10 protein-coding genes are annotated in these 10,961 nt (G+C 71.9%); 6 read left to right on the top strand and 4 right to left on the bottom strand.

Features of this window, described 5'->3' with window-relative positions:
• Positions 1–46 precede the first annotated feature (46 nt).
• Positions 47–205, top strand: a complete 159-nt coding sequence (locus ABZ374_RS05860) for a hypothetical protein (RefSeq protein ID WP_360306660.1) — start codon at positions 47–49, stop codon at positions 203–205.
• Between the two features lie 4 nt (positions 206–209).
• On the top strand, positions 210–833 hold the full coding sequence (locus ABZ374_RS05855; protein ID WP_360306657.1) for a TetR/AcrR family transcriptional regulator: 624 nt from the start codon (positions 210–212) through the stop codon (positions 831–833).
• A 28-nt stretch (positions 834–861) separates the two neighbouring features.
• Here ABZ374_RS05855 and ABZ374_RS05850 read toward each other — a convergent pair whose 3' ends face one another.
• The gene (locus ABZ374_RS05850) at positions 862–1,362 is read right to left on the bottom strand and encodes an Lrp/AsnC family transcriptional regulator (RefSeq protein ID WP_360306654.1); all 501 of its coding nucleotides are present in this window, start codon (positions 1,360–1,362) and stop codon (positions 862–864) included.
• A gap of 129 nt (positions 1,363–1,491) precedes the next feature.
• On the opposite strand from ABZ374_RS05850, the gene pdhA reads away from it, so the two are divergent.
• Genes pdhA through ABZ374_RS05835 form a run of 3 tightly spaced genes read left to right on the top strand, consistent with a single transcriptional unit; the run spans position 1,492 to position 4,965 of the window.
• Positions 1,492–2,598, top strand: coding sequence for a pyruvate dehydrogenase (acetyl-transferring) E1 component subunit alpha (gene pdhA, locus ABZ374_RS05845; protein ID WP_360307172.1), 1,107 nt, complete (start codon positions 1,492–1,494; stop codon positions 2,596–2,598).
• Position 2,599: 1 nt separating this feature from the next.
• Positions 2,600–3,616 carry an alpha-ketoacid dehydrogenase subunit beta gene (locus tag ABZ374_RS05840; protein WP_360306651.1) on the top strand — a complete coding sequence of 339 codons (1,017 nt, stop codon included), beginning with the start codon at positions 2,600–2,602 and terminating at the stop codon, positions 3,614–3,616.
• A complete protein-coding gene (locus ABZ374_RS05835) occupies positions 3,613–4,965 on the top strand; it encodes a dihydrolipoamide acetyltransferase family protein (protein WP_360306648.1) in 1,353 nt (450 codons plus the stop codon). Before ABZ374_RS05840 ends, ABZ374_RS05835 begins: the two co-directional genes overlap by 4 nt.
• Positions 4,966–5,033: 68 nt before the next feature.
• Here ABZ374_RS05835 and ABZ374_RS05830 read toward each other — a convergent pair whose 3' ends face one another.
• From ABZ374_RS05830 to ABZ374_RS05820, 3 genes are all read right to left on the bottom strand, one after another.
• Positions 5,034–5,621, bottom strand: a complete 588-nt coding sequence (locus ABZ374_RS05830) for a TetR/AcrR family transcriptional regulator (protein WP_360306645.1) — start codon at positions 5,619–5,621, stop codon at positions 5,034–5,036.
• Positions 5,622–5,775: 154 nt separating this feature from the next.
• A complete protein-coding gene (locus ABZ374_RS05825) occupies positions 5,776–6,594 on the bottom strand; it encodes a CPBP family intramembrane glutamic endopeptidase (protein ID WP_360306642.1) in 819 nt (272 codons plus the stop codon).
• 285 nt (positions 6,595–6,879) lie between these two features.
• Positions 6,880–9,618: a hypothetical protein gene (locus ABZ374_RS05820; protein WP_360306639.1), complete on the bottom strand. Its 2,739-nt coding sequence runs from the start codon at positions 9,616–9,618 to the stop codon at positions 6,880–6,882.
• A gap of 277 nt (positions 9,619–9,895) precedes the next feature.
• Between ABZ374_RS05820 and ABZ374_RS05815 the strand changes: the two genes are divergently transcribed.
• Positions 9,896–10,960, top strand: coding sequence for a hypothetical protein (locus ABZ374_RS05815; protein WP_360306636.1), 1,065 nt, complete (start codon positions 9,896–9,898; stop codon positions 10,958–10,960).
• Position 10,961 lies beyond the last annotated feature (1 nt).

Here is a 10,961-nt window from a genome sequence, read left to right as displayed (position 1 = left end):
CGGTCCCCTGCACAACGTGCGAGGGAACGACGGCGAAGAGACCGCGATGACCGACGCGGCGGGGCGCGAGGCCGCGCGCGATCGTCCGTTCGTCCGGGCCGACGTGGGAATCGGCGTCGACGCCGACAGGCCGGAACGCTCGCTCGGCAACTGCGCCCCGCCGGGGATCCACGGCATTCGTGACCTGCGGTTCCTGACACAATGATCGAGTGAGTAGTACACCCGTGCACAGAAACGCCGGCCGTGTGGGCCGCCCCGGCTACGACCGCGATTCACTCCTCCAGGTGGCGGTGGCCGCGTTCAACGAGCGCGGCTACGACGGCACCGGCATGGAGGAGTTGGCCAAGCGGCTGGGGCTGAGCAAGTCCAGCATCTACCACCACGTCTCGGGCAAGGAGGAGCTGCTCGGCCTGGCCCTGGGACGCGCCCTGGACGCCCTGTTCGCGGTCCTGGACGAGCTCCCCGACCCCGACGCGACGGCCACCGCCCGGCTGGAGCACGTGGTGCACCGCAGCGTCGAGGTACTGGCCGCCGAACTGCCGTACGTCACCCTGCTGTTGCGAGTGCGCGGGAACAGCGCCGTCGAGCGGCACGCGTTGGACAAACGGCGCGAATTCGACCACCGCGTCGCCGAACTGGTGACCCGCGCCGCGGCCGAGGGCGGCGTGCGCGCCGACGTCGACCCGCACCTGACCAGCCGGCTGCTGTTCGGCACGGTCAATTCCCTGGTCGAGTGGTACCGCCCCGACGGCGGCCTGACCGTGTCCGCGCTGGCCGACGCCCTGACCGCGGTGCTGTTCGACGGGCTGCGCGCCGCGCCCGCGCGGAACTGACCCCGAAGCCGCCTCCCGGGGCGCGCGCTCACCCCTCCCAGACGACGCCGCGCCCCGGCACCTCCTCGAAGACCAGCCAGGTGCGGGTGGAGCGCACGTTGGGGATGCTCTGGATCTGCTCCAGCACCACCTCGCGCAGCGCGGTGTTGTCCGGCGTGCGCACCAGGGCCAGCACGTCGTAGTCGCCGCCGACCAGGGCCAGGTGCTCGATGTAGGGGATCTCGCGCAGTCGTTCGCCGACCGCGCGCCAGGCGTTCTGCTCGATGGTGATGGTGACGTACGCGGTGGTGCCCAGACCCACCCGTCGCGGGTCCACCCGAGCGGTGAACCCGGAGATCGTGCCGTCCTCGACCATCCGGCCGATCCGGGTGTAGGCGTTGGCGCGCGAGATGTGCACCCGCTCGGCGAGGGCGCGTACGGATATCCGTCCGTCCGCGACCAGTTCGGCGATGATCGCGCGGTCGGTGGCATCGGGCGCAGCGGCCAAACGTCCCGCCTCCGGGCCCTCCGACACTTCATCCTCGGACATATGGCTCCCTGGAGTGTCTGATCTCGACAGTTTATCGCACGATTACGGAAGGTCTTGAACAGATCTTCGCTCGGTTGGACCATTCACCTGTCAAACGTCCAACGAAAGCGAGCATCTTCGATGTCTCCGATATCCGCGACGGCCCTGCGTCGGGCGATGCAGAGATTCCTTCCCTCGCTTACCCCGGTGCGCTTCGTCGCCGAGGACGGTTCCGCCGTGCCGGCGCCCGCCGGGTACACCGCACCGGACGACGCACAACTGCGCGAGGGCTACCGCCGGATGGTGCTCGGGCGGCGGTTCGACACCCAGGCCACCGCGCTCACCAAGCAGGGCCGGCTCGCCGTGTACCCCTCCAGCCGCGGCCAGGACGCGTGCCAGATCGCCGGCGTGCTCGCGCTGCGCGAGGACGACTGGCTCTTCCCGACCTACCGCGACTCGGTGGCCCTGGTCTCCCGGGGTCTGGACCCGGTCGAGGTGTTGACGCTGCTGCGCGGGGACTGGCACTGCGGCTACGACCCGGTGGCCACCCGGGTCGCGCCGCAGTGCACCCCGCTGGCCACCCAGGTCCTGCACGCCACCGGCATGGCCGAGGCGATGCGACGCAAGGGCGAGGACCGGGTGGCGATGGCCTTCGTCGGCGACGGCGGCACCAGCGAGGGCGACTTCCACGAGGCGCTCAACTTCGCGGCGGTCTTCCGCGCGCCGGTGGTGTTCTTCGTACAGAACAACAAGTACGCGATCTCGGTGCCGCTCGCCCGGCAGAGCGCGGCACCCGCGCTGGCCTACAAGGGCGTCGGGTACGGCGTACGGTCCGAACAGGTCGACGGCAACGACCTGGTGGCGGTGCTCGCGGTGTTGTCCGAGGCGGTCGCCCACGCCCGGGCCGGCAACGGCCCGTTCCTGGTCGAGGCGCACACCTACCGCATGGACGCGCACACCAACGCCGACGACGCGACGCGCTACCGCGACGCGGACGAGGTGGAGGCGTGGCGGGCGGCCGACCCGCTGATCCGGCTGGAGGCCCATCTGCGCGGGCGCGGCCTGCTCACGGACGAGGACATCGCGGCCGACCAGGCCGCCGCCGAGGCGTTCGCGGCGGATCTGCGCACCCGGATGAACATCGACGCCGAACTCGACCCGCTCGAATTGTTCGACCACGTCTTCGCCGAACCCACCCCCCAACTGCGCGAGCAACGTGCCCTGCTCGCCGCCGAATCCACCGCCCAGGAGGTCTGAGATGGCGACCCTCACGATGGCCCAGGCGCTCAACACGGCCCTGCGCGACGCGCTGGCGGCGGACGAGCGGGTGCTGATGTTCGGCGAGGACGTCGGCCCGCTCGGCGGCGTCTTCCGCGTCACCGACGGCCTGACCCGCGAGTTCGGCGAGGAGCGCTGCTTCGACACCCCGCTCGCCGAGGCCGGCATCGTCGGACTGGCGGTGGGGATGGCCATGGGCGGCTTCCGGCCCGTGGTGGAGATGCAGTTCGACGCCTTCGCCTACCCCGCCTTCGAACAGATCGCCTCGCACGTCGCGAAGCTGCGCAACCGCACCCGCGGGCGGCTCGGCCTGCCGATGGTGATCCGGATCCCGTACGCGGGCGGCATCGGCGGCGTCGAACACCACTGCGATTCCAGCGAGGCGTACTACGCGCACACCCCCGGGTTGAAGGTGGTGACGCCGGCGACGCCCGAGGACGCCTACTGGCTGCTGCGCGACGCGATCGAGGATCCGGATCCGGTGGTGTTCCTGGAACCCAAGAAGTTGTACTGGGCGAAGGCGGAGGTCGACCTCGCCACGCGTGCGGCCCGGCCGTTCGGTCGCGCGGTCGTACGCCGGGCGGGCTCGGACGCGACGCTGGTGGCGTACGGCCCGTCGGTACCGGTGGCGTTGGAGGCCGCGGCCGCCGCGGCGCTGGAGGGGCGCAGCCTGGAGGTGGTGGACCTGCGCACGCTGGTGCCCTTCGACGACGAGACGGTGGCCGCGTCGGTGCGCCGCACGGGCCGCTGTGTGGTGGTCCAGGAAGCCCAGGGCTTCGCGGGGGTCGGCGCCGAGATCGCGGCCCGGGTCCAGGAGCGCTGTTTCCACTCGCTGGCCGCGCCGGTACTGCGGGTGGCCGGGTTCGACATCCCCTACCCGCCGCCGAAGTTGGAGCACGCGCACCTGCCGGGGGTGGATCGCATCCTGGACACGGTGGACCGGCTCCAGTTCGACGACACGCCCGACGTACGGCACCTGGTCCAGGGGGCGGCGTGAGCATCGACACGCTGCACGCGCAGGTCTTCCTCCTGCCGGACCTGGGCGAGGGACTGACCGAGGCCGAGATCGTCGAGTGGAAGGTCGCCGTCGGCGACACGGTGGAGGTCGACCACATCGTGGTCGAGGTGGAGACCGCCAAGGCCGCCGTCGAGGTGCCCGTGCCGTACGCGGGCACCGTGCTGAGCCTGCACGCCGAGGCCGGCACCGCGCTCGCGGTGGGCCTGCCGCTGATCACCGTCGGCGCCGCGCCCACCCCGGCGGAGCCCGGTGCCGCCGACCGCTATCGCGAGGAGGAGCAGGCGGGCTCCGGCAACGTCCTGATCGGCTACGGCACCGGCCACGCGCCCGTTTCCCGGCGGCGCCGCCGGGGCTCGACACCGCCGGCCGCCGGCCGGACGCACCCGTCGCCGGCCGCGGTCGAGTCCGGGCCGCGCGCCGCCGACGCGGCAGTGCCGACGGCGGGCCCGGCCTGTGCGCGCCTGGTGATCTCTCCGCTGGTACGCCGGCTGGCCCGCGACCACGGCATCGACGTGGCCGCTCTGGCGCCCGGCCGAGCCGATGGCATCATCCGCCGCGTCGATGTGGAGCAGGCCATCGCCCGGGAGCGGCAGGCGGGTTCTTCGCCCGTCGCGAGCGAGCCGGTCGGCACCCCGGGCGAGCAGCGCATTGCGCTGCGCGGCATCCGTCGCGCGGTCGCGCACAAGCTCGCGCGCAGCCGGGCCGAGATCCCGGACGCGACGACCTGGGTGGACGTGGACGCCACCGCGCTGCTGGAAGCCAAGGACGTGCTCCAGGCCGCGCGACCACAGCAGCGGATCGGCCTGTTGGCGATCCTCACCCGGATCTGCGTCGCGGGCCTGCGGCGCTTCCCGGAGCTGAACTCCACCGTGGACACCGCCCGCGAGGAGATCGTGCGCTTCGCGCACGTGAACGTGGGCTTCGCCGCCCAGACCGACCGCGGCCTGGTGGTGCCCGTGGTGCGCGACGCGCACACCCTGAACACCACGCAACTCGCGGCCGAGCTGGGCCGGTTGACCGCACTGGCCCGCACCGGCGCGCTGCCGCCCGAGGCGCTGACCGGGGGCACGTTCACGCTCAACAACTACGGCGTGTTCGGCGTGGACGGCTCCACCCCGATCATCAACCATCCCGAGGCGGCGCTGCTGGGGGTCGGCCGCATCATCGACAAGCCCTGGGTGGTCGACGGCGCACTCACCGTCCGCAAGGTCACCCAGCTCTCGCTGAGCTTCGACCACCGCGTGTGCGACGGCGGCGTGGCGGGCGGCTTCCTGCGCTACGTGGCGGACTGTGTCGAGCGGCCGGCGACGCTGCTGGCCGACCTGTAGGTCGCCGATGCCCCGGCGGCTACGTGGCGCCGGGGCATCGGGGCATCGGGGCATCGGGGCGACCCGATCTAGTGCAGGCGCAGCCCGGCGAGCAGGAGTTCGACCATGCGGCGGGCGTCGTAGCGCAGGTCCTTGTTCGCGCCGATGCAGAGGTTGCCGACGCCGACCATCAGTTCGAGGGCCTCGATGTCGGGGCGGATCTCGCCTGCCGCCGCGGCGGCGGCGAGCAGTTCGGCGCAGACCGGCATCAGGCGCTCGATGAAGTACGCGTGCAGGGTCGCGAATGCCGCGTTGTCGGATTGCAGCGCCTCGGCGAGACCGTGCTTGGTGACCAGGAAGTCCACGAACAGATCGATCCACCGGACCAGGGCGGTGTGCGCCGACTCGTTGTTCGCCAGCAGTTCGGGGCCCGCCTCGGCGCACGCCTCGACCTGATGCCGGTAGACGGCGACCACGAGGTCGGCCCGGGTCGGGAAGTGGCGATAGATCGTGGCGACGCCCACGCCGGCCCTGGTCGCGATGTCGCGCACGGGTGCGTCGACCCCGGAGGCCACGAAGGCCGCGGCGGCCGCTTCCAGCAGGGTCTGCTCGTTGCGCCGGGCGTCGGCACGCTTCCGGGGGGCCGGCGATCCCGATCCGCTGCCGCTGTCCGCCATCGCGTTGTCGCCTCCGTCGCTCGCTTGCCGATCGGAACACGGTTCCGTATCGTCGTTGACGGAACCATGCTCCGTTTGCCCCATGATGTCAGAGCAGGCGTTCCCCGTGACCGGGCGTCTCTCGCCCCTTCGCGTCCACGACGCCCGGCAACGGTCAGCGCAGGACGAGGGTGCCGATCACGACGAGCAACACGACACTTTGCGTCGAGTGGATCGCGATGCCCATCCAGGCGCTGCGGAATCGTCGGCTCGGGTAGGCGAACAGGGCGCCCGCCAGTACCGCGCCGGGCATCGACCACGGCTGGTGCAGGTGGTACAGGCCGGTGAGCAGCGCGTCGACCATCCGGTCGCGACGGCCGAACGCCCCGCGCATGCGTGGCAACAGCAGGCCGCGGAACAGCAGTTCCTCACCGAGGAAGCTGTTGAAGGTCATCATGACGACCACCAGGGCGAACAGCCCCCACGCACCGCTGAAGTGCTCCTGTCCCTCCGTCGACGCCAGGAATGCGCCGAGGCTGCGGTCGGACGGCTCGGGCAGGCCGGTCGGGACGAGTTGTACGAGGAAGAACCCGAGCGCGAACACCGCGACCCACCACCACAGTCGACCGCCCCGCCGGCCCCGGTCGTCCGACGGGGCGCGCAACCACAGCGCATCGCGCAGCACGGGCCAACGCAGGCTTCGCTGTTCGTGGGCGACCAGGCCCAGCACCAGGACCGCCTGCCAGACCAGGCCACCGGTAAGCGCCGCGATCAGCACGGTCGCGAACCGCCCCTCGGGCGCATCGCCCCCGGCCACCACCGGGGTCACCACCCAGGCGAGCAGCGCCATCGGGACGGCCGCCGCCGCCCAGATCGCGAGCACCTTGGCGACGGAGTACTGCGGGAGTTCGGGCCCGTCCGCCGATTCGACCGGCGCGGCCACGTGGTGGGCGCGCGCCGTCGAATCGATGGAACTCGCTTCCGGGGTGGGCATGTTCGGGGTGGTACCGCGAGGGATTCTCATGTCCCCGAGCGTGGCCGCCGGCACCCCCGGGCGACCATCGGAGATGTCCCCCACCCGCCCCGGGGATATCGCCCGGGGTTGTCCCCGATCCCGCTCCGCGCGATCCACCGCCGCGGACCGCGCTCCCTGCGCCCCCGCGCCGCCCGGACCAGGGTCGACGCGTCCCCGGCGAACCCGGCAGGCGACACCGATACCCCTCCGGAGGTCGGGTCGCTCCCTCCGAAGAGGTAGGGGAGGCGCGGGGGTCGGCACTCGTCAGTTCGGCGGTTCGGTGATCCGTCGGCGGGTCGCCTCGGCCTGGGCCCGGATGTGGCGTTGCACCTGGGCCGGGATGCGCTTGGCGCCGAAGTGGCCGGCCATCCGGTCCAGCACGATGCCGGCCCGGGTGACGTCGCCCTCCTTGGCGTGCACGGTGGCCAGTCGACGCATCGCCGCGTTGAGGGTGATGTTGTCGAGGCCGTCGTCGCCCCGGGATGCCTCGATGGCGGCGGTCAGTTGGCTGATGCTCTCCTTGAAGTCGGGGCGGCGGACTTCGACGCGCCCGTTGCGCAGGTGTTGGAAGTGGCGCCCGGCGTTGGCTCCGCGGGCCAGGCGGGCGTAGGCGGCGAGCGGGTGTGTGCCGTACTTCTCCACGATCTCCGCCAACGCGTCGTTGCCCTCCCGCAGTTGCGGGGCGTCGGAGCCGAGCAGGGCGAGCAGCGTGCCCTGTTGGTCGCCGAGGAACAGGTCGCCGATCTCCTGTTCGGTGCGGGTGATCGGGTGTCGCACGCGGACGACGCGGGCGGCGGAGACGACCCGGGATCCGTCGGGGGCGTGGTAGACGGCGGTGATCCGGTAGCGGCCGGGGTCCGGGAAGTACAGGCCGTCGCTGCCGTAGCCGAGGTAGGCCGTGTCGTACAGGGCGGGTTCGGACGCGGTCAGGGTCACCATCGGGGCGCCGGTGCCGTGGCCGGTGCACAGTCGGGCGATCGGCCGGAACAACCGGGTGCGGCCCTGCGGGTCGGTCACGAAGATCGCGAGGTGCTCGCTCTTGGGGGACAGTTCGGGGATGACGGTGACGTCGCCGCGGGTGCCGGTGCGGGAGAGTTTGAGCTCGGCCATCACCGGTTCGCCGTACTCGTACCCGGCCTTGCCGCCGAGTTCCAGACGCAGCCCGGATTCGTCGTCGATCGGCGCCGTCGCGGCCTCGGCGGCAGCGCCCAGGTCGATCGCCGAGTTGACCACGAAGTTGTCGCCGCCCGGGACGACGTGCCGATAGAAGCCGTGCCGCAGGTGGCGCAGTTCGTCGTCGGAGAACCGGAAGGCGAACGCGCCCCAGAACGCCTCCTCGCCGACCTCGCCCGACAAACTCCGGTAGTTCTGCGGGTAGTTCATCCAGGACAGGTCGCCGAAGCCGTTGTTCGGTCCGAGCGGAGCGGGCGGTTTCGCCAGGTCCTTCTGCCAGGCGTGCAGCAGGTTGAACGCGTGGCCGAGTTCGTGCACGTAGGTATGGAACTCGTGGTTGCGGCCGACGAGCCCGAAGTCGACGAGCGCGCGGTGGAAGACGGCCATGCCCTGACGCTGGGCACCGCTCTGGTCGAACATGATGCCGATGACGCCGTTCTTGGTGTGCCGGGTGGTCACGAACGTCCACAACTTCCATTGCGGGACCTCGCGTCGCAGGCTGAAGTTGGCGACCATCGCGGCGTGCAGCTCGGCCTCGGACCAGCGCAGGTCCGCGCCGGAGGTGTCGGCGGGGACATTGGTGGTGCCGGCCGTGCGCAGTTCGATGCCGGCCTCGGCATAGGCGCCGGCGACGGTGGCGACACGGTGCCGGTACCAGGCCGGCGCGGGGCCGGTCGAGGTGTCGTATCGGGTGAACGGGACGGTGCCGGCGATGTTGTCGGTCTCGACGTCCACGCTGCGGAAGGCGGTGGATTCGTACGCGGCCGACCACTGCTCCGTGTCGTCCCGGGCCGGCCCGCCCAGGATCAGGTCGGCGTTGCCCTGCGGTTGACCGGCGGCGCTGCGCGGGATCACCACCCGCAGGTCGGTGCGGGTGCCGGGCTTGGCGAATCCCAGCGAACCGGTCACGTCGATCTGCACCTGTTGCTCGGACATCAGGACCTCGACGCCCGACGCCCGGAAGGAGTCGCGGTAGGTCGTGGTGCCGCCGGTGACGGTGAACAGGTCGCCGCTGACCGCGCCGAGGGCCCGGTCGCCGTCGACGTCGATGCGCAGTTCGACCCGGCCGGTGCCGTTGAGACCCACGTAGCGGCCGCTGACCGGGCGGTAGCAGGTGGTGAACGGGGCCGGAAGCGCGGCGAGTCCGGGCAGCAGGGTGGTCAGGGGGCCGGTGTTCCGCACGCCGCCGGCCCAGTCGAGGAGGCAGCCGGTGTCACCCTTGATCAGCAGTGAGCGGTGGGTGCCGTCCTCGGCCGGAGGCAATACCAGGACGTGGTCAAGGTCGGCACGGAAGTCCGCGGGCAGTTGCGCCCAGCCGGCGCAGCGCTGCGGGTCCGGGCCCTCGGTGATCGGGCGTTCGTGTTCGACGCCGGTCACCGGGTGCAGGGTCAGGACGCGAGGTCCCTTGAAGAAGTGGGTACGCGGCGTTCCGTCGGCCGAGTCGGGCGCGAGCAGGATCGCGTCGATGCCCGAGCGGTAGCCGGCCGGAAGCCCGGTGCCCCAGTTGTCGTACCGCGTCCACGGCACGTCGCGGACGACGCCGCGCTCCCAGTCGTAGACCAGGACGGTGTCGCCGCGCAGGAACATGGTCTGCCGCGACCCGTCCGGGCCGTCGGGCAGTTGCAGCAGGCCGTCGGTGGCGAACCGATACGGCTCGGTCACGCCGTCGAGCCTGCCGCCCCCGGCGCCGGCCAGATCGCCCGCGTAGAGGAGGGCACTCTCGTTGATCACGGCCACCTTGTCGCCGCGCAGGAACAGCGCCTGCCAGGGTGCGGCGGGGTAGCCGATCGCACCCGCGAATCCGGTGATCTTTGGTCGAATGAACGCCATCTGCTCGCTCCGTCCGCCGGGGCTGAAGGTGCCGGCCGGGAGGCATCGGCACGGCCGGCCCACCTGCCTCGAATGTCCGCATGTGTACCGACGATTGCTCCCGAGGCGGAGTCTGGCACGTACGGCACGGGCATCGGGGTGATATCGGGAAACATATGACATTCCCGTCGACGGCACCGGGACGGCCGCCGTCGGGTGACGCCCACGCCGTGCATCGATCCGTCGGGAAATATGCCCGGAGCCGCCGATGTCGGTGCGGTCTGGCACCGTTGGGCGCATGGCGCAACCGCTCAAGGACATGATCAACGCCGCCTCCGTCGCCGCCCTGGCCGACGGAGTCGTCGCCGCCCACGGCGGCTTCCCCCGCGACCGCTTCGTCGCCGACGCGCTCGCCGGGCTGGACGGGTTGGAGCTCAAGGCCCGCGTCGGCCACGTGGCTCGGGTCCTGCACACGACCCTCGACCTGCCCTTTCCGCAGGCCGCCGGGGTGTTGCGGGAGGCGACCGGGCATGCCCGCCTGGACATGTGGAGCGGCTGGCCCGCCACCGACTACGTCGCCGTCCAGGGCATCGAGCACCTCGACGAGGCGATGTCCACGCTCGCCGTGATCACCCCGTTCGCCACCGCCGAGTTCGCGGTGCGTCCCTATCTCGACCGCTACCCGGACGCCGCGCTGAAGATCGTCCTGGACTGGGCCGACGACGCCGACGAACACCTGCGCCGCCTCGCGTCCGAGGGCACCCGCCCGCGCCTGCCCTGGGGCGTCCGGGTGCGCGGGCTCATGTCCCCCGGCCCGACACTGCCCATCCTGGAGCGGCTGCGCGACGACCCGAGCGAATACGTGCGTCGTTCGGTCGCCAACCACGTCAACGACATCGCCAAGGACCATCCGGACACGGCGCTGGCGGTGTTGCGCCGTTGGCACGCCGAGGGCGGCGAGCACACCGACCGCGTCGTGCGCCACGCCGCACGCGGTCTCCTGCGGGCGGGGCATCCCGAGGCGCTCGGCCTCGTCGGTGCGACCCACGGGAGCGGCACCGTCGCATCGCTCACGGTCGCGGACACCGTCGCGACCGGCGACCGCATCCCGTTCACCGTCGTCGTCCGCGCCGACGGACCCGGGCCGCTGCTGCTGAAGTACGCGGTCCGCCGGGACGGTTCCCGCCGCGTGTTCCACCTGGCCGAGCGGGTCGCGCAAGCCGCCGGGGACACGTTCACCCTCGCCCGCTCCCACTCGTTCCGCCCGGTGACCACCCGCACCGAACCACCCGGCGCCCGCGAGTTGGAGATCGTCGTCAACGGCGAGGTCCGCGCGACGGCGGCGTTCACCCTGCTCCCCTGAC

It is taken from the genome of Embleya sp. NPDC005971 (genome assembly GCF_040629175.1).
Lineage (GTDB): Bacteria > Actinomycetota > Actinomycetes > Streptomycetales > Streptomycetaceae > Embleya.
This window is presented reverse-complemented; position numbering and strand designations above follow the sequence as displayed.

Coding starts and splice junctions, on each gene's coding strand:
- ABZ374_RS05840 (WP_360306651.1), top strand. CDS start 2,600: ATGGCGACCCTCACGATGGCCCAGGCGCTCAACACGGCCCTGCGCGAC.
- ABZ374_RS05820 (WP_360306639.1), bottom strand. CDS start 9,618: ATGGCGTTCATTCGACCAAAGATCACCGGATTCGCGGGTGCGATCGGC.
- ABZ374_RS05850 (WP_360306654.1), bottom strand. CDS start 1,362: ATGTCCGAGGATGAAGTGTCGGAGGGCCCGGAGGCGGGACGTTTGGCC.
- ABZ374_RS05830 (WP_360306645.1), bottom strand. CDS start 5,621: ATGGCGGACAGCGGCAGCGGATCGGGATCGCCGGCCCCCCGGAAGCGT.
- ABZ374_RS05860 (WP_360306660.1), top strand. CDS start 47: ATGACCGACGCGGCGGGGCGCGAGGCCGCGCGCGATCGTCCGTTCGTC.
- ABZ374_RS05825 (WP_360306642.1), bottom strand. CDS start 6,594: ATGCCCACCCCGGAAGCGAGTTCCATCGATTCGACGGCGCGCGCCCAC.
- ABZ374_RS05815 (WP_360306636.1), top strand. CDS start 9,896: ATGGCGCAACCGCTCAAGGACATGATCAACGCCGCCTCCGTCGCCGCC.